Below are 24,130 nucleotides of genomic sequence, written 5' to 3' on the forward strand. Positions count from 1 at the left end.
CCAGTGCAAGAGCGGCACATTCAAAGACTACGACCTCGGCTTCGTGCATCTGGACATCAAGCACCTGCCCAAGCTGAGAACCGCCAATGGCGAGAGCCGCAAGCGCTTCCTCTATGTCGCCATCGACTATTGCTCCCGCTGGGTGCACCTGGCGGTCTATGATGACGAGACGGCAAGAAGCGCGATTGCTTTCCTCCAAAAGGCGATTGGCGCGTTTCCCTTTACGGTCACCCACGTGCTCACCGACCGTGGCTCGTGCTTTACCGCCGACGGTTTTGAGGCAGCCTGCCGCCAGCTGAAGGTGCAACACCGCAAGACCAAACCCTACACGCCGCAGAGCACTGATGTGATTGAACCGCGCCGAATTTTCCGGAGGCTGATTGGCTTGGATTCTACGCGGCCATTGGCATGACCTCAAGCTGGGCATCGTAGGCGGCTTCCGCCTCGGCAGGCGGGATGTGGCCGATAGGCTCGAGCAGACGCCGGTTGTTGTACCAATCCACCCATTCGAGCGTGGCGAACTCGACGGCCTCGAAGGAGCGCCACGGACCACGCCGATGGATCACCTCGGTCTTGAAGAGGCCGATGACGGTTTCCGCCAGGGCAGTCGTACGAGTCGCCGACACTGCCGACCGATGGCTCGATGCCGGCCTCGGCGAGGCGCTCGGTGTACTTGCCGCGCACCACCCCTTGGAGGCCCATCTGCCGCATGAGCCGGGCAACCGTGCAGCGCGATCCCCTCACGCTGCATCGTATTCATCCGGTGTAGCCGCGGATGCGGAACCGAGGCGATAGCCAGGTCAACGCCGTAGGATCTGCATCTGTGTCCGCGCCTGCCAGCCCTGGCGCTCGAGTTCCGGCGTGTCATCGCTGTAAACGGGATAGCCCAGACACAGGTAGCCGATGAACGTCCAGTGCGATGGGACCTCCAGGATCATGGCAACGGCAGCGGGATCCAGAATCGACACCCAGCCGACTCCAATCCCCTCGGCTCTCGCGGCCAGCCACAGGGTGTGGATGGCCATCACGGCCGAATACTGCACCGTCTCGGGCATGGTACGTTGCCCCAGACCGTGACCTTGCTGCGTGGCGCCCTCGGCAAACACAGCCAGGTGAACCGGTGCCTCCTGTAAGCCGGCCAGCTTAAGACGGGCATAAATCTGAGCCCGTTCCGCAGGCTCGTCCATCAGCACTTGTGCGTTGCAGACCTCAAAGTTCTGGATGATGGCGGTTCGCCGGTGCGGATCATCCACAAGAACGAAGCGCCAGGGTTGGCTCAGGCCGACAGAGGGCGCCAGATGCGCCAGTTCGAGCAGGTGCGCGAGCACATCGGGCGAGATCGGGATGGACCGGAAGTGACGAACATCGCGGCGCCAAACGAACAGCTCGCGAAGCTGATGGCGGAATTCCTGCGCAAAATCAGGAATGGGCGACGAACGTGCCATGCTCACACGTTAACCGCATCGAGCGCAATCGGCGAAATCTCGGCGGTGGCGCGTCCACTGCGCACGTTGCCGGCAATGTCGGCCAGCTTGAAGAACCCACGTCGGGCATGGCTCCAACAGAAGGCAGGCGTGATCGGCCCACCACTGCGTGCAGGACCGTAGAGATCGTTGTAGCCCGCATAGGCGTCGGCTTGCAGGATGCCAGTGAAGGACTTGAGGTGCCACTCGGGATGCTCGCCGCTGCGATCCCGGGAGGCGTAGTAGAGAGCGGCAGGTGGATCCGATCCACCGAAGGGGCGACCATCCCGCACATAGGTCCAGATCCGGCCTGTCGTGGTCTTGCTCTTCGCGAGGATCGGCACCGTGGTGTCGTCGGCATGCAACCGCTTGGCCTTGAGCACATGCGCTTCGCTCAAGGCGTGCAGCGGCTGAAGGGCTGCCGTGCAGGCGCCGACTTGGTCGGCTAGTGTGGAGACGCTGAGATCGATCCCTTCGCGCTTGTAGCGCTCGCTCTGGTGGTTCAAGAACTGATGCTGGCTGAACTTCTCGAACAGGCTCTGAGCCAAGAGGTTCGGTCCGGCAAAGCCGCGCGGCCTCACGTCGAAGGGCGCCGGCGGCTGCATGATCTTCTCACACCCTCGACAGGAGAGCCTCTCGCGCACGGTCTGGATCATCTTCCACTGCTGGGGAATGACCTCCAGCGTCTCGGTGATGTCCTCGCCGAGCTTCGAGAGGCGATCCGACCCGCAGCATGGGCAACTCGCAGGAACGGGGATCACCACACGCTCGCGCGGCAGATGCTCGGAGAAGACTCGGCGGGCGGATAGCTTGAGTGGCCGAAAGCGCGGCTGCCCGGCTCGGAAAGCCGCAATCTCTGTCACTTCGGTATCCTCGCTGGCATCAGCAGCGAGTTCCTCAAGCTGCAACTCCATCTGGTCGAGCAGGCGCGCCTTGCGTTCCGAGCGGGTGCCATAGAGCTCGCGTCGCAGCTTCTCGATCTCGAGCCTCAGAAGGGCGATCGGAGCGTCCCGGCTCGACAGATGGGCTTGCGTCCGGGCGGCCTCAGCGCAGGCGCCCGCAAGCTGACGTTCCGCGGCACAGCGTTCCTCGCGCTCGGCGAGGATCATCGCGTGCGCTTCGGCGAGGTCGGAGGGGAGAGAATCAGGAGCGGATACTATCACATCGGCAGTGGAGCAGATCCGTCAGGATTTGCAACGCAATTCCGCTAACCGGCTTTGCTCGGCCGCCAGGTTTGCTGGGGATGCCGTCAGTCGATGCCATCGAGGAGTAGGCGAACTGCCCAGATGAGATCGTCACGGCGCCGTTGGTGACGGCTGGCCACTGGAAACGACCACGCTCCAACCTCTTCGTGAACAGGCAGGCTCCGCAGCCAACCTGCCAATTCATCTTCAAAAGATCGCCTTTACGCCCGCGAAAGACGAATAGATGCCCGCTAAACGGATATGTGGCGCGCCACATATCCACTCTTATGCGTCGTGGGAGACTATGTGGCGGCGGCAGAGCCGATGGCGGCATTCCGGCGCTTTGCGGCTCTCAGCCGCCACATAATCTGAGCCATTTCTCCGGTGGGCGTTGGGCTATCCGCGCTCGCATGGAGAACGCACATGCTCCAACGCTACTTCAAGTATCCGAGGGTCCTGCATCGCTTGAGAGGCGGCGGCCTGGGCAACGAGCTCGATTGCATCGCAACCTATCTTTTCGAGAACGGCTATCGACACGCTTCGGTGAAGATCTACCTGAGCCGATTGGGCCGGTTCAGTGGGTTGGGATCGCCCGCGAAGCCGATCAGCGATGTCCTGATCGATGGCTTTGTCGCCGGTTGCCCGACCGACGCATCACGTGTCGCCGCACGCACCGCGATCGCCCTGGCCCGAAGGATCGTTCTTCACCGTTTCGAGGATCGTCATCGCGAGCACGACCCACATGAGCCCCTGCTGACGAGCTACTCCAGCTACCTGCGTGAAGTGCGTGGTCCGGCAGTGAAGACGCAGGACGGTCAGGTGCTCCTCGCGCGACGGCTGCTTGCCTGGTGGGATCGGTATCACGCCAGCGAGCCGCTCTCGGCCATGACCGGCAAGCATGTGCTGGCGCTCACCGGTCACCTCATGGGCCTGTCGTCCATGGACAACACGCGGGCCGCGACCGGGTCCTATGTGCGCCAGTTTCTGAGCTTCCTGCACTGGGCCAATCTCAATGACCAGGACCTTGCGCGATCCGTGCCGCGAACGCCATGCTACCGTCTCGCGCATCTGCCGCGACAACTGGGTTGGGAGGATATCAGGAAGGCGATCGACGCCATCGACCCTGCGCCCCCACCGGCAGCCGCGATCGGGCCATCCTCCTGTTGCTGGCCACGGACCGGCATCCGCAGCAAGAAACTTCGCTCACTCGTCCTCGAGGATATTCGCTGGCGCGATGCGCAGGTTCGGGTACGCCACACCAAGGCAAGGCGCGATCGGAGCGTGCCCCTCATGCGGGAGGCGGGCAAGGCACTCGCCGATTATATCCTGCGGGCCCGGCCCGATTGCGGCAGCCGTCGCGTGTTCCTCGTGCACCGCCCCCAGTGCGTCCAATCGACGGCAGCACTGCCATCTCCCGCATTGTTCGCTAGGCCCTGCAGCAAGCCGGCATCGCGCTAGACGGTCCCACCGGTGCCCATCTCATCCGGCATAGCCTGGCGACCCAGCTCGTCAGCCGGTGACGACCGATCAACGAGATCGCCGACCTGCTCGGCCATCGCAGCAACGACACGACTGCCATCTACGTGAAGGTCGCGGTGCCGCAACTCGCCGAAGTCGCCCTTCCTTTTCCGGGAGACGCGTGATGAGCACATTCTCCAGCAGGCTCAGCGAGCATGTCGAGGCCTATGTCGCACTTTGACGCTCGCCTGGCTTCTCGCTCAGCAAGCAGGCCGCGATCCTGCGCGCGGTTGTCACCTACGGTGATGCCGAACAGCACGATGGCCCACTCTGCCGTCGAACGGTGCTCGGCTTCATACGCTCCTGGGCGGGCACGGCGAACGGACGAGCCGTTCGTTACGGCGTGGTTCGCAGATTCAGCGAGTATCTCGCCATCTTCGATCCGCGCACCGAAGCGCTTGAGCCCAAGGCCTTTCCCAGGAACCGAGCCATCCCGCCACCCCGGATCCTCACCGACGACGAGCTTGCACGGCTCATGGCCGCATGCCGCTCGGTGTCGCCCGACTATCCCGAGCGCGCCGGGTTCCTGACGCCGCTCGTGAGCCTGCTCGCGAGCACCGGCATGCGGTCCGGCGAGGCGTTGCGCCTTGATATCAGTGATGCCGATCTCGCGCAGGGAATTCTCCACATTCGAAGGACCAAGTTCCGTAAGGATCGCCTGGTTCCCGTCCACTCCTCGACACTGACGGTTCTGCGCGACTATTGAAGACACCGGGATGGGGCCTTTCCAACGCCGGACACCCCGGCCTTCTTCGTCAGCTTGCGTGGGACGCGATTGTCGAAGTCCGGTTTGAACGCGGCCTTCGGCGCGGCGCGTTCCCTCGCCGGCCCAATCGTGGCAAGCCGGTGCGTCTCCACGACCTGCGTCACCGTTTTGCAGTCAGGCGCCTGGCGATCTGTCACCGGCCAACCGACGCCGACTGTCGGGTTTGTCGAGTCCGCGACACGGTGGTGTGCGGCCCGGCTTCCTGCCGCACTCTCAAGCCATTGACCAGTGTGCAGAAAATTATTTCTGAGGCTCTTTCTGCGCAGTTGGCACAACTTTTGAAGACCCCCGTCGGGAGCCCGAAGGAGCTGCCCACCGGCACTCATGTCGTGGATACCCGCGATCGATGGACCGCAGGAAGGAAAGCAACATGTCAGGTCTGCGTCAGAACCGCAGCCCGTGGGAAACAGGCATCCCTCGTGGACTCCGAATGTCCTTTTGGTCCGATGAGCGACGACACTCACAATCGCGCAGCATCGGCCAATGGCCGATCGACTTGGAGACCGGGTTCGACCAGCATGTGCTTGCCTGTGTCCTCTCACGAGCGCTCAAGGAGGTCGAGGCCGGCGAGGCGACGGCGACGGAGGCAACCGGCCTTTCGCGTGCCGAGCTGCAGGATGTCCTGACCCGCAATTTCCCCGCTATCGCTGTCAGCGCCTTCGCCTTGGATGAGGTGACCGACCGCGAGCCGGATATGGAGGAAGAGCTTTTGCGCGGCCTTCTGTTCGCGCATGCCCGGCCGGGCGACCCGGTGAGTGCCCGCTTCGCCAAGATCATCGCCCGGCGTGCCTTGTGCAATAACCATCTCTGGCAGGACCTCGGCCTTTTCAACCGGGCCGCGCTCAGCCGCTTGCTTGCCACGCATTTTCCGATGCTGGCGGCCGGCAACACCAAAAACATGAAATGGAAGAAGTACTTTTACCGCAAGCTCTGCGAGGCTGAAGGTTTTTCGCTCTGCGCCGCGCCCAGTTGCCGGGAATGCAACGAATTCGACAGCTGCTTCGGCCCGGAGGAGGGCGAAAGCCTCCACGCACGGATCAAGAACGGGCTCGCCTTGGATTAAGAGTGGCTTTCGCCAACGGGACACGGCCGCCAGTCTTGATCGCCATTCGTCAAAATCCACAGGCGCTTTTCCCGGCGGCGTTGCACGGAGGAGGGGATGTTCATCACCTTGCGGTATTTTGTGATGGTGCGGCGCGCAATGTCATGTCGGTTTCCTCGAGCCGGACGACGATGTCATGTCGGACAGCACATCTTCGGGCGTTCTCCCCGCGCTGTTCGAGGTAGGAAAATGCCGGGTCTCGAAGATTTCGCTCGGGTAGGCGCGCAATCCGCTCTTCCGGCTAGCCCGCTGCCCGGTGAAGAGGCTTACAATCTTGTCGGATGGCGAACGCTATGCCGCGCAACCTAGGGAGTCATTAGGTGTGACTTTTTCGTTCTTGGAGACCCGACGCGCCATGAGGGCCGATGCGCGCCGTTATAAATCAGACGCCTTCCTGAGCGAAGCCATGAAAATGCTCGCCGTAGGGATGATCGCCCTGTCGGCGGGCGCCTGCAGCTTCTCCTTTGGGACCGTGGGACTGCAGGAGGAGGAGCCGCAGGTCACGGACTCGGTCAGTCGGACGGCCGTGCGCCTGTCGCCCGGCCTCAACGAGGAGGATTGGCGCCGGGCCAAGGCGGCCCTCTCCGTGGCGCTCGATCCGCAGCGGCCCGGCACCCAGGTCTCCTGGGACAATCCGGCCTCCGACCGGAAGGGCACCTTCACGCCCACCAGCGCTCCCTTCGTGAAGGACGACCAGATCTGCCGGAACTTCACGGCTCTCATCAACGGATCGTCCTCCTCCTCCGTCCAGGGCATGGCCTGCCGGCCCTCGGGCGGCGGATGGGTGATCAAGGGCATCAAGCCGGTCAAGACGACCGCCAAGGTCTAGCCGAAGATGAGGAGAAACCAAGTGGCGAGCAACCCGGTTCCAGATCATGTCCCACCCGAAATGGTGAGGGACTTCAGCCTGTTCACGTCGGCTGGCATGCTGCCGACGCCCAACGGGGATCCGCAGGCAGCTGTCGCTTGCGTCCATGCCGGGCCACCAATCTTTTATTCCCCCTACAACACACGCAATGGCCGGGGGACCTGGGTCATTACGCGCGCCAAAGACCAGCGCAGGGTGCTGCAGGACGCCGAAACCTTTTCCAGCCATCGCAGCATCTTCGCCTCCGCGCTCGGCGAAAACTGGCCGATGATCCCGCTCGAACTCGATCCACCAGCCCATGGCATTTTTCGCGCACTACTCAATCCGCTGTTCTCGCCCAAGCGGGTGATGGTGCTGGAACCGGCTGTCCGGGAGCGAGCAATCGCGCTGATCGACAGGATCGCCGCATCGGGCACAAGCTGCGATGTTATGAAGGATTTTGCCTTTCCTTTCACAGTCAACATCTTCCTTGGCTTTCTGGGGCTATCGGATGACCGACTCGATACATTTGTCGGCTGGGCGAACGATCTGCTCCACGGCGACGATGTCAAACGACCGGCGGCGGCCCGGATGATTGTGGCGTTCATCGACGAACTTGCAGCCATGCGCCGCAAGAAACCAGTCGCCGATTTCATGACCTTCGTCGTGCAGGCAGAGGTCGAGGGCCGTCCGCTGACCGGCGAGGAAGTCCGTGGCACCGGCGTGCTTCTGTTCGTCGCAGGACTCGACACAGTTGCAGCAGCGATAGGCTTTGACTTGGCCTATCTCGCACGCAATCCCAAAGACCAGGACTTGCTGCGGAGCGAACCGGATCGAATCGGGCTCGCAGCCGAAGAATTGCTGCGCGCCTATCCAACCGTGCAGATGATCCGGGTGGCAACGAAAAATATCGACTTCGAAGGCGCGCCGATCCGTAAGGGGGACTATGTTTCCTGCGCCACGATGATTGCCAATCGTGACCCGGCGGAATTTGAATGCCCCAACACGATCGATCTTGCGCGAGAGGACAACCGCCATGCTGCCTTTGGCTATGGCCCGCATCGTTGCCTTGGCTCACACCTTGCCCGGCGGGAGATTGTCATCGGCCTCGAGGAGTGGCTGGCGCGCATTCCGGGCTTCCGGATCAAGGAAGGTACGGCGCCCATCACCTATGGCGGCCATGTGTTCGGGATCGAAAATCTGATCCTGGACTGGTCCTGACCAAAGCCGCCGGGGCACAAACATGGAGGTAGAACCATGCGCATCATCGTCCACCATGCCACATGCCAGGGTCACGCGCGATGCTGGGCGCAAGCGCCGGACATCTTCAAGCTTGATGACGAGGGCTACATCCTGCCCGGTGACATCAATGTTGCGGAAGGGGACGAACTGCTCGCGTCACGAGGCGCGCAAGCCTGCCCCGAACGTGCACTGGAAATTGATCGCACAGCCGCTGCGCTTGAATCGGTGTTTATTCAATCGAGAGTCTAATGGGCTTAAATTGGGGTCAGGGTGACCTGGCCGCACAGCGAAAAGGACGGCGCGCGGCCTCTGTCCTGCCACCGTCCTCGTCCAACTGGGCAGTGGGGTCATCCTCTCCGGTATCGAGCTGCTCCACATGATACGCAAACGGCAGGCGAGGTTCGTCTTACAGTCCGCCTCCTAGCGCCGACCAGTTCCAAATCGTTGCAGCGGACTGGAGACGCGAAAACGCCTCTTCCTGGCCAATCTCAGCATTCGCGACAGAGCCGATGAACCAGGCAAGGATTTCCGAACTACGCGACCGGGAGGCGATCCGTGACTGCCTCTATCGGTACTGCCGTGGGATAGACCGCGCGGACGAGGCGGCGCTGCGCAGCTCGTACTGGCCCGATGCACATGACCATCACGGGGCCTATTCCGGCTCGGCCGAGGGCTTCATCCAGTTTGCGCTCGGTGTCTTCAAGACCGGACCGCGCAACATCCATCAGATCACGAACGTCCTGATCGAGTTCATCAGCCCGGAAGAGGCCGCGGTCGAGAGCTACTTCACCGCGCTGCAACGCGGACCGGACGAGGCCGGAGAGATACGCCAGGTGCTCCTCTGCGGCCGCTATTGCGATCTGTTTCAGAAGAGGGCAGGGGAATGGCGGATTGCCGAACGCACGGTAGTCTACGATTGGCTCGAAGAGCAGACCCCGCCGGCGGCCTCCGAGACAGAGCGGTTCGGCCCTCGGCAGCCGCTCGGAGCATCGTATCCGGATGACCCGGTCTACGCGCTCGGGAAACGCCGCATTTCTTCAAAGAAATGAAAGTGTATTCACCAGTCACGACTTCACGAGCGTCTTGAGCAAGAACAGCATCGCCATCAGCATGGATGGCAAAGGGGCCTGGCGCGACAACGTCTTTGTCGAGCGGCTCTGGCGCAGCATCAAATACGAGGAGGTGTATTTGAAGGCCTATGACAGCGTGTCCAAGGCCCGCAGCTCAATTGGCCACTATCTGACCTTTTACAATGGCCAGAGGCCTCATTCATCCCTTGACCGCAAGACACCCGATCAGGCTTACTTTAATCCGCTGCCGCAACTCGCGGCGGCCTAACCCCGGCAGACACTCCACTTAGCCCGCCGAAAACGCTGTTCAACCAGACCGAGCCACCTCATCTCTCGCATCGTGTGCTGGACGACTACAAGGCTGTGCTGGAGGCGGTCTGTCGCGCCTGGAACAGACTCCTCGACGAGACAGGCCGGCTCACAAGTCTGACGGCCTACCAGTATCTGACCGCGTCAGGAATTCCGTGAGCGGGTATGAGGTGGTTATTTCTGATGAGTCTTCAACGTGACCATTATGAACCGTTATGAACAGTAATCATCAATTCGACTTGAAGCGGTGGCTTTGAGATATTCCAGCTATGGCCAGTTCCCTGGTGTTGATTTGTTCGAAGACTTCAGCATAGTTCGATGAATAAATCAGGCATTCTGTCGGGCGACCCATTGGGTGTGTTCCCGAGAAAACGCTCGCTCAGCTTCATTGACGAACTCTGAGAACTCGGCCTCATCATCGACGTCTTTCAAGCTCGTCTCTATTAGGCCAATCTCATGGGCGGTGAGACCATACGCTGACGCAAGTTCATTGAACTTCTTGATCTGTATCCACCCAACTAGGGCTGATGCTAAAACCATCAGCGGATCCATCGGCCACAATGAGAGAAGTTGATCGTTATAGATCCGAACCAGAGCTAGCGCGACAAGCGCCGATTGAATTGCGATACAGAGGCCAATCCAGATCTTAAACCATTTGCGGTTAGTTGCGGCTTTGCCAAGATACCAGTTACGCTGCTCTTGGATCCGGTAGCGCAGATAGAATGCTTTCCGATCTAAGAACGGCTTACGTCGAATGTTGTCCATTGTGTGGGTGATTTGGTCACCATTCATTGGACGCTTACTGACCGTCTCCCGCACATGACTATTGGCATCGAGGATTTCCTTCAAGAACTGTCGAAATGTTGTTCGAACGGTCTTGATTGATGGGGCGTCTACAAAGGGTTCGGCTTTCATCATATAGCGCCACGTCGAGGTCTTGATAGACTCGGCCAAAGCCCGTGCTCCGTACCAATCCCTCTCAGGCTTCATGATTGACATGTACAGCAAGAGAACCGCTGAGACTGCAATCGTGAACGCATAGGCTGCGTACACCTGCTTATCCCCGCCGAACCAGAGTGATAGTACTGCTGCGATGAACAGCAGGGCGTACTGCCCACGGATCATGAGGAGGTAAGCCGACTGAGAGTCAGCGGAGGCTTTGCTTGCTGATCTATAAAGTGCGGGATAGTCTTCCTCCTTCACCGTGCAAGCCTTCTGATTGCAGAGACCATCGAATCAGTATTCCAACCGACGATTTCGTCAGCAGCCGCAGTGATAGCGGCAGGCGTCATGGATGCGCCCCACGGTCTGATCCCTAGAATCGGTTTGTTAATGGACTTGGCGAACTCAATTTCGAACTGAATCCAGTCGCTATAACTGGTCCACATTCCTCCAATGATGACTGCAACATGAACAGGGCGAATTTGCCCTCTCAGCTCATCCTTTAGCTGAGGTATGCTCATACGGCCAAAACCGTCCCCCTCAGGCACCGAGTAGTTAGAGAAGCTAAAGTTCGGAGCAGCTCTCAGAAACTCCATCATTTTGTTATAGGGTTCGCTGTAGCGCCACGAATGGCTGATGAACAAGCGATATGTAAATAGGCTCGGCATAATAGGCCCCCTACGTTGAGCGGCTATGGCCTATTGGGCCTCTGCAGACCGCCCACTCGATCCATAGCTGCGAATCATTTGCCTTTGTTGATATCGCCGTTTTGCATGCCGATCATCAATAAGTTGTGTGAGATGATGCAGCTGTGCGCTACATGTTGTTGGGGCTGTTAAAATTGGGGAAAACGTAGGCCTTAAAAGAAATGCTATTAAGTTAAAGCGCCATATTGTTCAGCTGGCGTCTGCCCTAATGCATTAAGGAGAATTGGTATGTCGTGTCTTAGGAAAGTAGTTGGGACCTTTCCCAAAAAACCTAAGAACATAATAAGAAATAGCAGCGGGTCCCACCCCAAGTAAGTCATTGATTTCGTTAGAATTTAAAGTCCGCCGTTGATCGGGATCGCCTGGAGCGCCTCGTCCGCGACCGCAACACGCCCCAGAAGGTCGTCTGGCGGGCTCGGATCGTCCTGCCGAGCGGCGAGGACCTGCGCACCACCGAGGTGGCCGCCCGCGTTGGCACAAGCACTTCAACCGTGCGGCGCTGGCGCCGTCGCTATGCGCAGGCGGGCGTGGAGGGGCTTCTCAAGGACGCCTCTCGCCCGCCAGGCGCAAGCCCTCACGGCAGCGGTGATCCAGCGCGTTGTCGACATGACCCTGCATGAGAAACCGCCGCGCGCGACCCAGTGGAGCGTGCGCTCGATGGCCGCTGTCACGGGCCTATCCCACACCAGCGTGCAGCGGATCTGGCACGCGCACAGTCTCAAGCCACACCTGATCAAGACGTTCAAGCTGTCCACCGACACGTACTTTGTCGAGACGGTCCAGGACGTCGTCGGCCTCTATCTTGATCCGCCGGACAAAGCCCTGGTTCTCGCGGTTGACGAGAAGAGCCAGATCCAGGCGCTCGACAGCACCCAGCCGGGCCTGTCGCTGAAGAAGGGCCGTGCCGGCACCCATGACCCACGACGATCAACGGCATGGCACCACGCCCTGCTTGCCGCTCTGGATGGGGCGACCGGCACGGTCCTGGGCACCTGCATGAAGCGCCATCGCCATCAGGAGTTCTTACGCTTGCTGCGCGAGATCGACCGGGTCGCGGACAAGCGCCTCGACCTGCACCTGATTGTCGACAATGACGCGACCCACAAGCACCCGAAGAAGGCTTCGCTCGAGAGGCATCCGCGCTTCGCCGTGAGCGAGAGGCGCACCGAGACGGCGTATTCAGCACCAAGGCTCAGACCAACCTTCCAATCGGGAGCGAAATCCTCGGTGAATAAGAGGTCCCACTGGTTATGATGGTCCTTGTCCTCCGCAACCACAAACGGACTGGTGATAACCTCACGGGTCACACGCCATGATCCGGTCGCATAGGTCGCACCTAGGCCAACATAAGGAGTGTGCCACCATTGCTGGTAAGCGACACCAAGCCATGCGAGTCGTCCGTGCCGACCGAGTTCCTGCAGCCGCCATTCTCCGAATAGACGACCAGGGTGCGGCATCGTTTGGTATCGGGCAGCTCTGGCCACCGGCGGGCACTGCTGAGTTCGGTGACTGGGCAGTCGAAGCATTGTGAAGATCGTCAGGTCCCGATGCCGTCTGGTGGCGATCTCGCTCGTTGCGTTCTTCCGCAAACGGAAAGGCAACAGATATCCGGCATGAGGACTTCTCCACTGGGGAGCTTGGATGTGCGAAGGCCTCCATTTCGACGCTCGTTGATCCAGCTGTTCGTACGCTGATAGATCGCCAGCCCTTATGGCTCTCCAGCGAGGTCAACGTATAGCGATCGCAGGTCACGCTATCCGACACCTTCTGTCGGGTTTGTCGGCTCTGCGACACAGGCTTGTTGAGCCAGTCACTTGTTCCGCCTCAGGCTAAGTAGCTGAAAAGCAATCGCAAAGTTCGTTCTTCGGCTCGATCAGCCAAATTGGCACGAGTTTTGAAACTCTCTCGTCGCGGCGCGGCAGGAGCTGTCGACCGATATTCATGTCGTGGGTGACATCGCGATCGATGAAACGAAGGAAGGAAGCAACATGGCAGGTCTGCGTCAGATCGCATTCTATGGGAAAGGAGGCATCGGCAAATCCACCACCTCCCAAAACACGCTTGCCGCCCTTGTCGACCTCGGGCAGAAAATCCTCATCGTCGGCTGCGACCCCAAAGCCGACTCCACCCGCCTGATCCTGAACGCGAAGGCGCAGGACACCGTCCTGCATCTCGCGGCACAGGAAGGTTCGGTGGAAGACCTCGAACTTGAGGACGTACTCAAGGTCGGCTACCGAGGCATCAAGTGCGTCGAGTCCGGCGGCCCCGAGCCGGGCGTCGGCTGCGCTGGCCGCGGCGTCATTACCTCGATCAACTTCCTCGAGGAGAACGGCGCTTATGACGATGTCGACTATGTCTCCTATGACGTGCTCGGCGACGTGGTGTGCGGCGGCTTCGCGATGCCGATCCGCGAGAACAAGGCCCAGGAAATCTACATCGTCATGTCCGGCGAGATGATGGCGCTCTATGCCGCCAACAACATCGCCAAGGGCATCCTGAAATATGCCCATGCGGGCGGCGTGCGGCTCGGCGGCCTGATCTGCAACGAGCGTCAGACCGACCGTGAGCTCGACCTCGCCGAGGCGCTGGCGGCCAAGCTCAATTCCAAGCTCATCCACTTCGTGCCGCGCGACAACATCGTCCAGCACGCCGAGCTCAGGAAGATGACAGTGATCCAGTACGCGCCGGACTCCAAGCAGGCCGGGGAATACCGCGCGCTGGCCGAGAAAATCCATGCCAATTCGGGCCAGGGCACCATCCCGACCCCGATCACCATGGAAGAGCTCGAGGACATGCTGCTCGACTTCGGCATCATGAAGACCGACGAGCAGATGCTTGCCGAGCTTCAGGCCAAGGAAGCGACGCTGGCGGCTGCCCGGTAACCGCCGCTGCCGACAGGAGGCGCCGACCTTGACCCGGCGTGCCTTTCCACGAACGGCGCCTCGTCGGCGAGGCGTCACCCGAACCTTGAAAGGGGCAGGTCCCATGAGCCTGGACCACGAGAATAACGGCGCTCTCCATGAGAAGCTTATTGAGGAAGTGTTGTCGCAATATCCAGACAAGGCGGCGAAGCGCCGCAAGAAGCACCTCAGTGTTGCCACGCACAGGGATGAGATCGGCGAGGCGGGCAAGGTCCTGTCCGAATGCGACGTCAAATCGAACATCAAGTCCATTCCGGGCGTGATGACAATCCGCGGCTGCGCCTATGCCGGCTCCAAAGGTGTGGTGTGGGGCCCGGTCAAGGATATGGTCCACATCTCGCACGGACCAGTCGGTTGCGGTCAATATTCCTGGTCGCAGCGCCGCAACTACTACACCGGCATGACGGGCATCGATACGTTCGTGACGATGCAGTTCACCTCCGACTTCCAGGAGAAGGACATTGTTTTCGGTGGCGACAAGAAGCTGGAACAGGTCATCGACGAGGTAGAGGAACTGTTTCCGCTGAACAAGGGCATCACCGTGCAGTCCGAATGCCCGATCGGCCTGATTGGCGACGATATCGAGGCGGTGTCGCGCAAGAAGGCCAAGGAGCACGACAAGACAATTGTGCCGGTGCGCTGCGAGGGCTTCCGCGGCGTCTCGCAATCGCTCGGCCACCACATCGCCAACGACGCGATCCGTGACTGGGTCTTCGACAAGAAGGAAGTCGAGTTCGAGCCCAGCCCTTACGACGTCAACGTCATCGGCGACTACAATATCGGCGGCGACGCCTGGGCCTCGCGCATCCTGCTCGAGGAGGTGGGGCTGCGCGTGGTCGGCAACTGGTCGGGGGACGCCACGCTCGCCGAGATCGAGCGCGCGCCGAAGGCTAAGCTCAACCTCATCCACTGCTACCGGTCGATGAACTACATCTGCCGGCACATGGAGGAAAAGTACGGCATCGCCTGGATGGAATACAATTTCTTTGGCCCCTCCCAGATCGAAGCCTCTCTGCGCAAGATTGCCAAGCATTTCGGGCCGGAAATCGAGGACAAGACCGAGGCGGTCATCGCCAAGTACCGGCCCTTGGTCGATGCGGTCATCGCCAAGTACCGGCCGCGCCTCGAGGGCAAGACGGTGATGCTCTATGTCGGCGGCCTGCGTCCCCGTCACGTCATCACGGCCTACGAGGATCTCGGCATGGAGATCGTCGGCACCGGCTACGAGTTCGGCCACAACGACGACTATCAGCGCACTGGCCATTACGTGAAGAAGGGTACGCTGATCTATGACGACGTGACCGGTTACGAGCTGGAGAAGTTCATTGAGGGGATCCGCCCTGATCTCGTTGGCTCCGGCATCAAGGAGAAGTACCCGGTACAGAAGATGGGCATCCCGTTCCGTCAGATGCACTCCTGGGATTATTCCGGCCCGTATCACGGCTATGACGGGTTTGCCATCTTCGCCCGCGACATGGATCTGGCCATCAACAACCCGGTCTGGGACCTCTACGACGCCCCCTGGAAGAAAAAGGCCGTGCCGCTGGCGGCGATGGCTGCCGAATGAGAACCTGGCCTCCCACGGGCAGGGAGGCCGATGAACGCCCGCCGGCTTTGATCCGCGGGAGACCTGAAACGTCTCGACATCCCTGTGCCGCCGTATGGCGCGGCCAGATGGAAGAGGTGACCACCATGCCGCAGTCGGCCGAAAAAGTTCTCGATCATGCTCCCCTGTTTCGCGAGCCGGAATACAGGCAGATGCTCGCCGCGAAGAAGCTGAATTTCGAATGTCCGCACCCGGATCAGGTCGTTGCTGATCAACGCGAGTTCACCAAGACCTGGGAATACCGCGAAAAAAACCTCGCTCGCGAAGCGCTTGTCGTGAACCCAGCCAAGGCCTGCCAGCCGCTCGGCGCGGTGTTCGCGGCAGCCGGTTTTGAGCGGACGATGTCCTTCGTCCATGGCAGCCAGGGCTGCGTGGCCTATTACCGCTCGCACCTGTCGCGCCATTTCAAGGAACCTGCGTCCGCCGTTTCCTCCTCGATGACCGAGGACGCGGCGGTGTTCGGCGGTCTGAAGAACATGGTTGACGGGCTCGCCAACACCTACACACTCTACGACCCAAAGATGATCGCCGTCTCGACCACCTGTATGGCGGAGGTCATTGGCGACGACCTGCACGGCTTTATTGAGAACGCCAAGAACGAAGGCTCAGTCCCGCGTGACTTCGACGTGCCTTTCGCCCACACGCCGGCGTTCGTCGGCAGCCATATCGATGGCTATGACGGCATGATGGAAGGCGTGCTGGAGCATTTTTGGGATGGCAAGGAGCGCACGGAAGCCGCTGGCACCATCAACATCATTCCGGGTTTCGACGGCTTCTGCGTCGGCAACAACCGGGAAGTGAGGCGCCTGCTCGACCTGATGGGCGTGTCCTACACCTTCATCCAGGACGCCTCTGACCAGTTCGACACGCCGTCAGACGGCGAGTTCCGCATGTATGACGGCGGCACCAAGATCGAGGACGTGAAGGCGGCGCTTAACGCCGAGGCGACACTGTCGCTACAACATTATAACACCCGCCATACGCTGAACTATTGCGCGGAAGTCGGGCAGGCGACGGCCTCGTTCCATTACCCGCTCGGCGTCCAGGCGACCGACGAGTTCCTGATGAAGGTGTCGGCGATTTCCGGCAAGGAAATCCCCGAGGCCATCCGCCTGGAACGCGGCCGATTGATCGACGCCATGGCAGACAGCCAGTCCTGGCTGCACGGCAAGAAATACGCGATCTACGGCGATCCTGACTTCGTCTACGCCATAACCCGGTTCATCATGGAGACCGGCGGCGAGCCGACCCACTGCCTTGCCACCAACGGCACGGCGACCTGGGAAGCCGAGATGAAGGAACTGCTTGCATCCACGCCCTTCGGCAAGGATGCCCAGGTCTGGGCGGGCAAGGACCTCTGGGCGATGCGCTCGCTGCTCTTCACCGAGCCGGTGGACCTGCTGATTGGCAACTCCTATGGCAAGTATCTGGAGCGCGACACCGGTACGCCGCTGATCCGGCTGACGTTTCCGATCTTCGACCGGCACCATCACCATCGCTTCCCGCTCATGGGCTACCAAGGCGGGCTGCGCGTCTTAACGACGATCCTCGACAAGATCTTCGACAAGCTCGATCGCGAGACGATCGAGCCGAGCGTGACGGACTATTCGTATGATCTCACCCGCTAAGAGTGGCGGCCGGCCTTTTTCGAGGCCGGCCGTCTTCCGATGACCTTTGGAGACCGGCGCCATGTCCTCGCTCAGTGCCAAAATCCAGGATGTCTTCAACGAGCCCGCCTGCGAGAAGAACCACGGCAAGGATGCCAAGGCGCGCAAAAAGGGCTGTTCGAAGCCGCTGACTCCCGGGGCGGCAGCCGGCGGCTGCGCCTTTGACGGCGCCAAGATTGTGCTGCAGCCGATCACCGACATCGCGCATCTGATCCATGCGCCGCTCGCCTGCGAGGGCAATTCCTGGGACAACCGCGGCGCGGCTTCGTCCGGGCCAACGCTGTGGCGCACAAGCTTCACGACCGACCTCGGCGAACTCGACATGGTCATGGGGCAGAGTGAGCGGAAGCTCTTCAAAGCGATCCGTGAGATCAAGGAAGCGTATGCGCCGCCGGCGATCTTCGTCTATTCGACCTGCGTGACGGCGTTGATCGGCGACGACATCGAGGCCGTCTGCAAGCGCGCGGCGGAAAAGTTCGGCTTGCCGGTGGTGCCGATCAATGCGCCAGGCTTCGTCGGCTCCAAGAATCTTGGCAACAAGCTCGCCGGCGAGGCGTTGCTCGATCATGTCATCGGCACGGTGGAGCCCGACGATGCCGGCCCTTACGACATCAATATCCTCGGCGAATTCAACCTCTCCGGCGAGTTCTGGTTGGTGAAGTCGCTTTTGGACAAGCTCGGCATCCGGGTGCGCGCCTGCATTCCGGGCGACGCGCGCTACCTCGATGTTGCCTCCGCGCACCGTGCCCGGGCGGCGATGATGGTGTGCTCAACCGCGCTCATCAATCTCGCCCGCAAGATGGAGGAGCGCTGGGACATCCCGTTCTTCGAGGGCTCCTTCTACGGCATCACCGACACCTCGGAAGCACTTCGGCAGATCTCTGACCTGCTCGTGAGGAAGGGTGCCAATCCGGAGATCCTCGACCGCACCGAGGCGCTGATTGCAGAGGAGGAGGCAATTGCGTGGAAGAAGCTTGAGGCTTACCGGCCGAGGCTCGAAGGCAAGCGCGTGCTGCTCAACACCGGCGGTGTGAAGTCCTGGTCGGTCGTCCATGCGCTGATGGAAATCGGCATTGAGATCGTCGGCACCTCGGTCAAGAAATCGACGGTGGAAGACAAGGAGCGCATCAAACAGATCCTCAAGGACGAGAACCACATGTTCGAGTCGATGGCACCGCGCGAGCTTTACGCCATGCTCTCAGAGCACAAGGCCGACATCATGCTGTCGGGCGGGCGCACGCAATTTATCGCGCTGAAGGCCAAGATCCCCTGGCTCGATATCAACCAGGAGCGTCACCATCCCTATGCCGGCTATGACGGCATGGTGGAACTCGTACGCCAGATCGACCTCGCCATTCACAACCCGATCTGGTGTCAGGTGCGGGAGCCGGCACCGTGGGATTGCCTGCCTGCCGTGGAGGAGGAGATGCTGGGAGAAGAGGGAGCAAGAGCTACCATCGACGCCTTCAAAAAATTCGCCGGCACGACGGCTGGCGACTTCGGCGAGTGTTGAGGTAAGCCGATGGTCCGCATCCTTCCCCAGACTAAATCGGCGGCGGTCAATCCGCTGAAGTCGTCGCAGCCACTGGGCGCGGCCTTCGCCTTTCTTGGCGTCGAGGGTGCGATGCCGCTGTTTCACGGCAGCCAAGGCTGCACCAGCTTCGCGCTGGTGCTCTTCGTGCGGCACTTCAAGGAGACGATCCCGCTGCAGACAACGGCGATGGATGAGGTCGCGACGATCCTCGGTGGGGCGGACCATTTGGAGGAGGCGATCCTCAACCTCAAGACCCGCACCAATCCGAAGCTGATCGGGGTCTGCACGACGGCGCTGGTGGAAACCCGTGGTGAAGACTTCGCAAGCGACATCGCCAATATCAGGGCGAAACGTGGCGGAGAACTCGCCGGCACGAAGGTCGTGCTGGCCAACACACCGGATTTCCACGGCGCGATCGAAGACGGCTGGGCCACGGCCGTCACGGCCATGATCGAGACCATCACGCTATCAGGCAAACAGGCGCGAGACACAAAAAAGATCGCCATCCTGCCCGGCTGGAACATGACCGTGGCCGATATCGAGCATCTGCACGAGACAGTGGAGAGTTTTGGACTGCAAGCGGTGATTTTCCCGGATGTTTCCGGCGCACTCGACGGCACAGTTCCTGATCGCTGGATTCCGACCACATATGGTGGGACGACCATCGACGAGATCCGCGAGCTTGGCACGGTGGCGCACTGCATCGCCATCGGCGAGCATATGCGCCGCCCGGCTGACGTGCTGCAGCGGCTGACCGGCGTGCCTTACGTGCTGTTCCAGTCGCTGACCGGATTGAAAGGCGTCGACCGGTTCGTCTCGCTGCTGTCCGCGATTTCGGGCGCCGCGGTGCCGGCCAAGCTCCGCCGTCGCCGGGCGCAACTGCAGGATTCGTTGCTCGACGGACATTTCCATTTCGGCGGCAAGAGAATTGCCATCGCCGCCGAACCAGACCAGCTCTACCAGCTCGCGACCTTCTTCATCGGCATGGGCTCCGACATCGCGGCCGCCGTCACCACGACCGATACGTCGAAAATTCTCGAGCAAGTGCCGGCGGAATCGGTCCAGGTCGGCGATCTCGGCGATCTGGAAGGTCTTGCCGCCGGCGCTGATCTTCTCGTCACCCATTCGCACGGACGCCAGGCGGCGGAGCGCCTCGGCATTCCGCTCATGCGCATTGGCTTCCCAATTTTTGACCGGCTCGGAAGTCAGCACAAGCTCACAATCCTCTATCAGGGGACGCGCGACCTGATCTTCGAGGTCGCCAACATCTTCCAGGCCAGCCAGCACGCGCCGACGCCGGAGGCTCTTGATCCATTCCGTAACCGAGACATGCCAGATGACCTCCGTTCGTCGCTTCTCGCTCGTCACTGACGTGGATCACGCACTGATGCCGGAACGACAAGCCGGCGCATTGCGCGTAGCGATCGCCACACAAGACATAAAAGGCTGCAACGCCCATTTCGGGTCGGCCAAGCGCTTTGCCGTCTACGACGTGACGCCCGACGCGTGGAATTTCGTGGAAGCCGTGGCCTTCGATGACGTTTCCGACGAGAGTGGGAAGCATCGGACCGAGGGCGACGACCGCATCACCCCGAAGGTGGAGGCGTTGAGGGGCTGCCATCTTCTGTTTTGCCTGGCTATCGGCGGGCCTTCGGCAGCCAAGCTTGTTTCGGCAAAAATCCAACCGGTCAAAGTGCCTCAGCCTCATTCCATCGAAGAGGTGCTGTCGCGCACCCAGACGATGCTCAGGACGGCTCCTCCGCCCTGGTTGCGCAAGGTGCTGGCGGAAGCAGGCGTCAGCGACAAGAAACCGTCCTTCGAGGACTGAAATGAGGAGACGCGAGATGTCTGATGCCGCAGTTAGCCCTGCTGTCAACGAGGACGAAACGGCCCTTGCCACCCCTTTTGTCAAATGCCTCGTGCGGCTAATCCGCGCTCAGGATTCTTATGGGTCATGGGAAGGCAAATCGGATGCCGAGCTGCTGGCCGACTTCATCGTCACCAAGGAACAGCGCCGTGCGATCCCGATCATTGGCGATCCCGATCCGGACGTGTTGTGGAGGCTCGACCTATTCTACACCGCCGTCGGACTTGCGATCGAGGAGTGCTCCGGCCTGATGGCATCGCCGATGATGGAGATGAGCCATGAGGGCTTCGGGTGCGTGCTTCTCACGACCGGGCGGTTGGTCGTTCTGTCGAAGTCCCTGCGCGACGTCCACCGGTTTGGCTTCGAGACGCTTTGGAAACTCGCTGCGGCCGGTACGAAACTGGTCGACGATGCGATCGCCGTCATCGAAGCCTATCCCGACGTGGCGCGGGCGTGATGAAACCGGTTTTCGAGGAAGGGGATCATGCCAGACCTTGAGGAGCTGCAGAAGAAGGTCCGCAAGCTGCAGTCGCGCGCGGGAACTGCGAAAATGGAACTGCACGATCTTGCCGAGGACCTCCCGGTCAGCTGGACAGAGATCAAGGCGGTCGCCGAGAAAACCTTCAACGCTTATGCCGACTTGGACGCTGCCAAGCGAGAGCTCGCAGCATTGGAGAGTTCGCGATGACGAACCCTTTTCTCACCCGCGATGGCTCCCGGTGGATACCGGACTATCTGACCGCCATCGATGGCACGACCTGCATCGGCTGCGGCCGCTGCTTCAAGGTCTGCTCGCGCGAGGTCATGCACCTTTACGGCATCGATGATACGGGTGAAATCCTCGGCGTCTGCGACGGCGAGGACGACGACTTCGACGGCCAGCTCAATCGTATGATCATGGTCGTCGATCATCCCGGCCGCTGCATTGGCTGCGGAGCCTGCGCCCGTGTCTGCCCGAAGAACTGCCAGACCCATGTTGCGGCCGACACGGTGCCTGCATGATCTCACGCGCAAACCCGCGAGAACGACCTTGCCCTTCAGGATCTTGGATCGCGTCCTGCGGCTGGCCCTGTACACCAACGCTCTTATGATCTATCTCGTCTCACATGCCATTCGCACAGTAATCATCGCAACGTTGGCCTGTGCGCTGCTTCGTCAGGTAGGCTATTTCGGAGGCGTGCTCCTTCTGATCCGGCTGCTTTGTCTGCAAAGGAGGCGCTGGAAATCATGACGGGGCTCTTCTGGGACATCGGAGAGCGCAGCTGACCTCACATCAAACACGCCTCTTACCATGACTTGCGGATTGCCAATTTCGGTTCAATCGCCAACCGCTGGGGAGAACATGCTGGAGAAGTTCAAACGCCACCCGCTCACCTTTGGACCCACGCCCATCGAGAAGCTCGATCGCCTCGGCCAGCATCTCGGGGGAAAGGTGGAAATCTACGCCAAACGCGAGGACTGCAACTCCGGTCTCGCGTTCGGCGGCAACAAGCTCCGCAAGCTCGAATACATCATCCCCGACGCGATCGCGTCAAAGGCCGATACACTTGTATCCATCGGCGGCGTGCAGTCCAACCACACGCGGATGGTCGCCGCGGTCGCGGCCAAGATCGGTATGAAATGCCTCCTGGTCCAGGAGAGCTGGGTCCCACATGAGGATGCCGTCTACGACCGAGTCGGCAACATTCTCTTGAGCCGCATCATGGGAGCAGAGATACGCCTGGTCGAGGAAGACTTCGATATCGGCATCCGCCGCAGTTGGAAGCAGGCGTTCGACGAGGTCAAGGCAAGGGGCGGCAGACCCTATGCGATCCCAGCCGGGGCCTCTGTTCACAAATATGGCGGTCTCGGCTACGTCGGGTTCGCGGAGGAGGTGCGCGCCCAGGAGAAGCAGCTTGGATTGGCCTTCGACTATATCGTGGTTTGCACGGTCACAGGCTCGACGCACGCCGGCATGGTCGTCGGATTCGCCACGGACGGGCGACAGCGCAAAGTGGTCGGGATCGATGCCTCCGCCACCCCCGCCCAAACTAAGGCGCAGGTGCTCAACATTGCCCAGCATACTGCGAACCTCGTCGACCTTGGCGCGGAAATCATCGAGGATGACGTGGTGTTGCTCGAGGAGTACGCGTACCCGCGTTACGGTATTCCGTCCGAGGAAACGAAGGAGGCCATCCGCCTGTGCGCGCGGCTCGAGGGGATAATTACTGATCCCGTCTACGAGGGTAAATCGATGCAAGGGCTGATTGACCTTGTCCAGAAAGGGTTCTTTCCAGAGGGATCGAGGGTCCTCTATGTGCATCTCGGCGGCGCGCCGGCGATCAACGGTTACAGCTACACGTTTCGAAACGGCTGACGCTCGACAGCTGTCAAGCGACACCCAGATTTACGAGATAAGGCGACATCCAGATTTACGACGGCTCAGGCGTGAGCCCGCTGGAGAGCCTCCTCCAGATCCCGCAGGCGATAGCTGCGCCCCTTGATGTTAAGAACATGCGCCCGGTGCAGCAGACGATCGAGAATCGCCGTGGCCAGCACCTCATCGCCAGCGAGCAGTTCGGTCCATTCCCGGAGGCTCTTGTTCGTCGTGATCAGGATCGCGCCGCGGCCATAGCGGTAGGTCACCAGCCGGAAGAACAAGCTCGCCTGCTCGCGGGTCATCGGCTCGAAGCCGAGTTCATCCACAATCAACAGCGCCTGTTCATGTACCGGCGCCGTTTCAGCTGCGCGGGCGGCAGGCCGGCGTCGACCTTCAGCGCCGTCATCAGTTCATCAAACCGGTAGTACAAGACCGAGAACCCCATCTCGACCGCCCGGGTCCCGAGCGCCACCGAGAGGTGCGTCTTGCCCACCCCCGGAGGGCCCTGCATCAGCACGGTTTCGGCATTGCGGATCCACGCGCCTGTGGCGAGCGTGGCGATCCGGGACCGCTCGATCGCCGGCTGGAAGGCGAAGTCGAAGTTCTCGAGCGTCTGGCCAATCGGCAGACCCGACATTTTCAACGAGGTTTTCACCCGCCGTCCTTCGCGCCCGGAGTGCTCCACCTCCAACAGCCGGTCCAGAAAGGCGTGCGGCGCCATCGCCTGACTCACCGCCTCAGTCAGCAGATGATCGAGGTGCTCAGCCGCATAGGGGCAGCCCAGCGCCAGCAGTCGGTCGCGCGTCGTGTTGAACCGCGCCGGCTTTTCCGGAGGCTGATTGGCTTGGATTCTACGCGGCCATCGGCATGACCTCAAGCTGGGCGTGGTAGGCGGCTGCCGCCTCGGCGGGCGGGATGCTGCCGATGGGCGCGAGCAGGCGCCGATTGTTGTACCAATCGACCCATTCGAGGGTGGCGAACTCGACGGCCTCAAACGAGCGCCATGGACCGCGCCGATGGATCACC

At 60.9% G+C, this 24,130-nt stretch carries 27 protein-coding genes and 8 pseudogenes; 23 read left to right on the top strand and 12 right to left on the bottom strand.

All coding sequences use genetic code 11. The annotated features are described in order from the left end of the window. A pseudogene (locus DC522_RS26155) lies at positions 1 to 355 on the top strand (DDE-type integrase/transposase/recombinase); the annotation flags it as partial. A 37-nt stretch (positions 356 to 392) separates the two neighbouring features. Here DC522_RS26155 and DC522_RS26160 read toward each other — a convergent pair. The 4 genes and pseudogenes from DC522_RS26160 to tnpB all read right to left on the bottom strand — a co-directional run. After that, a pseudogene (locus DC522_RS26160) lies at positions 393 to 675 on the bottom strand (integrase core domain-containing protein); the annotation flags it as partial. A gap of 125 nt (positions 676 to 800) precedes the next feature. Further along, the gene (bluB, locus tag DC522_RS26165) at positions 801 to 1,445 is read right to left on the bottom strand and encodes a 5,6-dimethylbenzimidazole synthase (protein ID WP_116531515.1); all 645 of its coding nucleotides are present in this window, start codon (positions 1,443 to 1,445) and stop codon (positions 801 to 803) included. An 11-nt stretch (positions 1,446 to 1,456) separates the two neighbouring features. Next, positions 1,457 to 2,623 (bottom strand): annotated as a pseudogene (locus tag DC522_RS26170) (IS66 family transposase); the annotation flags it as partial. Further along, positions 2,607 to 2,981, bottom strand: a complete 375-nt coding sequence (tnpB, locus tag DC522_RS26175; RefSeq protein ID WP_084731631.1) for an IS66 family insertion sequence element accessory protein TnpB — start codon at positions 2,979 to 2,981, stop codon at positions 2,607 to 2,609. The pseudogene DC522_RS26170 and the gene tnpB, both read right to left, overlap by 17 nt. A gap of 89 nt (positions 2,982 to 3,070) precedes the next feature. On the opposite strand from tnpB, the gene DC522_RS26180 reads away from it, so the two are divergent. Beyond that, positions 3,071 to 4,105: a tyrosine-type recombinase/integrase gene (locus DC522_RS26180; protein WP_245444546.1), complete on the top strand. Its 1,035-nt coding sequence runs from the start codon at positions 3,071 to 3,073 to the stop codon at positions 4,103 to 4,105. Here the strand turns inward: DC522_RS26180 and DC522_RS36275 are convergent. Beyond that, complete coding sequence (locus DC522_RS36275) at positions 4,102 to 4,299, bottom strand: hypothetical protein (RefSeq protein ID WP_245444548.1); 198 nt, start codon at positions 4,297 to 4,299, stop codon at positions 4,102 to 4,104. The genes DC522_RS26180 and DC522_RS36275 overlap by 4 nt on opposite strands. A gap of 209 nt (positions 4,300 to 4,508) precedes the next feature. Here DC522_RS36275 and DC522_RS26185 point away from each other — a divergent pair, with 209 nt between their 5' ends. Next, entirely contained in the window at positions 4,509 to 4,871 is a 363-nt protein-coding gene (locus DC522_RS26185; RefSeq protein ID WP_133239373.1) for a tyrosine-type recombinase/integrase, read from the top strand. A gap of 490 nt (positions 4,872 to 5,361) precedes the next feature. Further along, the gene (locus DC522_RS26190; protein WP_245444550.1) at positions 5,362 to 5,994 is read left to right on the top strand and encodes a nitrogen fixation protein NifQ; all 633 of its coding nucleotides are present in this window, start codon (positions 5,362 to 5,364) and stop codon (positions 5,992 to 5,994) included. Here the strand turns inward: DC522_RS26190 and DC522_RS37455 are convergent. Further along, positions 5,991 to 6,137, bottom strand: a pseudogene (locus DC522_RS37455) (hypothetical protein); the annotation flags it as partial. The gene DC522_RS26190 and the pseudogene DC522_RS37455 overlap by 4 nt on opposite strands. Before the next feature lie 251 nt (positions 6,138 to 6,388). On the opposite strand from DC522_RS37455, the gene DC522_RS26200 reads away from it, so the two are divergent. From DC522_RS26200 to DC522_RS26220, 6 genes and pseudogenes are all read left to right on the top strand, one after another. Next, the gene (locus DC522_RS26200) at positions 6,389 to 6,862 is read left to right on the top strand and encodes an RT0821/Lpp0805 family surface protein (protein ID WP_245444552.1); all 474 of its coding nucleotides are present in this window, start codon (positions 6,389 to 6,391) and stop codon (positions 6,860 to 6,862) included. Between the two features lie 21 nt (positions 6,863 to 6,883). Next, positions 6,884 to 8,101: a cytochrome P450 gene (locus DC522_RS26205; protein ID WP_116531518.1), complete on the top strand. Its 1,218-nt coding sequence runs from the start codon at positions 6,884 to 6,886 to the stop codon at positions 8,099 to 8,101. 36 nt (positions 8,102 to 8,137) lie between these two features. Further along, positions 8,138 to 8,371 (top strand): ferredoxin, encoded by a 234-nt coding sequence (locus DC522_RS26210; RefSeq protein ID WP_009495348.1) that lies wholly within the window; start codon positions 8,138 to 8,140, stop codon positions 8,369 to 8,371. A 91-nt stretch (positions 8,372 to 8,462) separates the two neighbouring features. Then, a pseudogene (locus tag DC522_RS37460) lies at positions 8,463 to 8,574 on the top strand (IS6 family transposase); the annotation flags it as partial. A 57-nt stretch (positions 8,575 to 8,631) separates the two neighbouring features. Then, entirely contained in the window at positions 8,632 to 9,171 is a 540-nt protein-coding gene (locus DC522_RS26215; protein WP_116531519.1) for a nuclear transport factor 2 family protein, read from the top strand. A 1-nt stretch (position 9,172) separates the two neighbouring features. Further along, positions 9,173 to 9,460 (top strand): annotated as a pseudogene (locus tag DC522_RS26220) (transposase); the annotation flags it as partial. Between the two features lie 368 nt (positions 9,461 to 9,828). Here DC522_RS26220 and DC522_RS26225 read toward each other — a convergent pair. Continuing rightward, complete coding sequence (locus DC522_RS26225; RefSeq protein ID WP_116531520.1) at positions 9,829 to 10,704, bottom strand: DUF4231 domain-containing protein; 876 nt, start codon at positions 10,702 to 10,704, stop codon at positions 9,829 to 9,831. Then, positions 10,701 to 11,111 (bottom strand): TIR domain-containing protein, encoded by a 411-nt coding sequence (locus DC522_RS26230; protein ID WP_116531521.1) that lies wholly within the window; start codon positions 11,109 to 11,111, stop codon positions 10,701 to 10,703. Before DC522_RS26230 ends, DC522_RS26225 begins: the two co-directional genes overlap by 4 nt. 401 nt (positions 11,112 to 11,512) lie before the next feature. Between DC522_RS26230 and DC522_RS37465 the strand changes: the two genes are divergently transcribed. Both DC522_RS37465 and DC522_RS26240 read left to right on the top strand, forming a co-directional pair. Further along, entirely contained in the window at positions 11,513 to 11,770 is a 258-nt protein-coding gene (locus DC522_RS37465) for a helix-turn-helix domain-containing protein (protein WP_116531522.1), read from the top strand. After that, positions 11,664 to 12,404: an IS630 family transposase gene (locus tag DC522_RS26240; protein ID WP_116531535.1), complete on the top strand. Its 741-nt coding sequence runs from the start codon at positions 11,664 to 11,666 to the stop codon at positions 12,402 to 12,404. Before DC522_RS37465 ends, DC522_RS26240 begins: the two co-directional genes overlap by 107 nt. Here the strand turns inward: DC522_RS26240 and DC522_RS37470 are convergent. After that, a pseudogene (locus tag DC522_RS37470) lies at positions 12,359 to 12,676 on the bottom strand (omptin family outer membrane protease); the annotation flags it as partial. The gene DC522_RS26240 and the pseudogene DC522_RS37470 sit on opposite strands and share 46 nt — an antisense overlap. A 462-nt stretch (positions 12,677 to 13,138) precedes the next feature. On the opposite strand from DC522_RS37470, the gene nifH reads away from it, so the two are divergent. The 11 genes from nifH to DC522_RS26300 all read left to right on the top strand — a co-directional run bounded on the left by nifH (position 13,139) and on the right by DC522_RS26300 (position 23,101). After that, positions 13,139 to 14,032, top strand: coding sequence for a nitrogenase iron protein (gene nifH, locus DC522_RS26250; RefSeq protein WP_116531536.1), 894 nt, complete (start codon positions 13,139 to 13,141; stop codon positions 14,030 to 14,032). Between the two features lie 103 nt (positions 14,033 to 14,135). Then, entirely contained in the window at positions 14,136 to 15,638 is a 1,503-nt protein-coding gene (gene nifD, locus DC522_RS26255; protein ID WP_047192057.1) for a nitrogenase molybdenum-iron protein alpha chain, read from the top strand. A 125-nt stretch (positions 15,639 to 15,763) separates the two neighbouring features. Continuing rightward, the gene (gene nifK, locus DC522_RS26260) at positions 15,764 to 17,305 is read left to right on the top strand and encodes a nitrogenase molybdenum-iron protein subunit beta (protein ID WP_116531524.1); all 1,542 of its coding nucleotides are present in this window, start codon (positions 15,764 to 15,766) and stop codon (positions 17,303 to 17,305) included. A gap of 61 nt (positions 17,306 to 17,366) precedes the next feature. Next, complete coding sequence (nifE, locus tag DC522_RS26265; protein ID WP_116531525.1) at positions 17,367 to 18,857, top strand: nitrogenase iron-molybdenum cofactor biosynthesis protein NifE; 1,491 nt, start codon at positions 17,367 to 17,369, stop codon at positions 18,855 to 18,857. 9 nt (positions 18,858 to 18,866) lie between these two features. Further along, positions 18,867 to 20,249 carry a nitrogenase iron-molybdenum cofactor biosynthesis protein NifN gene (nifN, locus tag DC522_RS26270; protein WP_116531526.1) on the top strand — a complete coding sequence of 461 codons (1,383 nt, stop codon included), beginning with the start codon at positions 18,867 to 18,869 and terminating at the stop codon, positions 20,247 to 20,249. Beyond that, positions 20,215 to 20,706, top strand: a complete 492-nt coding sequence (gene nifX, locus DC522_RS26275) for a nitrogen fixation protein NifX (RefSeq protein ID WP_116531527.1) — start codon at positions 20,215 to 20,217, stop codon at positions 20,704 to 20,706. Before nifN ends, nifX begins: the two co-directional genes overlap by 35 nt. 16 nt (positions 20,707 to 20,722) lie before the next feature. Beyond that, on the top strand, positions 20,723 to 21,202 hold the full coding sequence (locus DC522_RS26280; RefSeq protein WP_116531528.1) for a NifX-associated nitrogen fixation protein: 480 nt from the start codon (positions 20,723 to 20,725) through the stop codon (positions 21,200 to 21,202). A 27-nt stretch (positions 21,203 to 21,229) separates the two neighbouring features. Beyond that, positions 21,230 to 21,433 (top strand): CCE_0567 family metalloprotein, encoded by a 204-nt coding sequence (locus DC522_RS26285; protein WP_047192051.1) that lies wholly within the window; start codon positions 21,230 to 21,232, stop codon positions 21,431 to 21,433. Further along, on the top strand, positions 21,430 to 21,747 hold the full coding sequence (fdxB, locus tag DC522_RS26290) for a ferredoxin III, nif-specific (protein WP_116531529.1): 318 nt from the start codon (positions 21,430 to 21,432) through the stop codon (positions 21,745 to 21,747). Before DC522_RS26285 ends, fdxB begins: the two co-directional genes overlap by 4 nt. 85 nt (positions 21,748 to 21,832) lie before the next feature. Beyond that, the gene (locus DC522_RS26295) at positions 21,833 to 21,976 is read left to right on the top strand and encodes an exopolysaccharide production repressor protein (RefSeq protein WP_245444554.1); all 144 of its coding nucleotides are present in this window, start codon (positions 21,833 to 21,835) and stop codon (positions 21,974 to 21,976) included. Positions 21,977 to 22,087: 111 nt separating this feature from the next. Continuing rightward, positions 22,088 to 23,101, top strand: a complete 1,014-nt coding sequence (locus tag DC522_RS26300; protein ID WP_116531531.1) for a 1-aminocyclopropane-1-carboxylate deaminase — start codon at positions 22,088 to 22,090, stop codon at positions 23,099 to 23,101. A 65-nt stretch (positions 23,102 to 23,166) separates the two neighbouring features. Here DC522_RS26300 and DC522_RS36980 read toward each other — a convergent pair whose 3' ends face one another. The 3 genes and pseudogenes from DC522_RS36980 to DC522_RS26315 all read right to left on the bottom strand — a co-directional run. After that, positions 23,167 to 23,430 carry an ATP-binding protein gene (locus DC522_RS36980; protein ID WP_256369919.1) on the bottom strand — a complete coding sequence of 88 codons (264 nt, stop codon included), beginning with the start codon at positions 23,428 to 23,430 and terminating at the stop codon, positions 23,167 to 23,169. A 2-nt stretch (positions 23,431 to 23,432) separates the two neighbouring features. Beyond that, positions 23,433 to 23,981, bottom strand: coding sequence for an ATP-binding protein (locus DC522_RS36985; RefSeq protein ID WP_256369918.1), 549 nt, complete (start codon positions 23,979 to 23,981; stop codon positions 23,433 to 23,435). Beyond that, a pseudogene (locus DC522_RS26315) lies at positions 23,956 to 24,130 on the bottom strand (IS3 family transposase); the annotation flags it as partial. The gene DC522_RS36985 and the pseudogene DC522_RS26315, both read right to left, overlap by 26 nt.

Origin of the sequence: Microvirga sp. KLBC 81 (assembly GCF_003075415.1) — a bacterium.
In the GTDB taxonomy this organism is placed as follows: domain Bacteria; phylum Pseudomonadota; class Alphaproteobacteria; order Rhizobiales; family Beijerinckiaceae; genus Microvirga.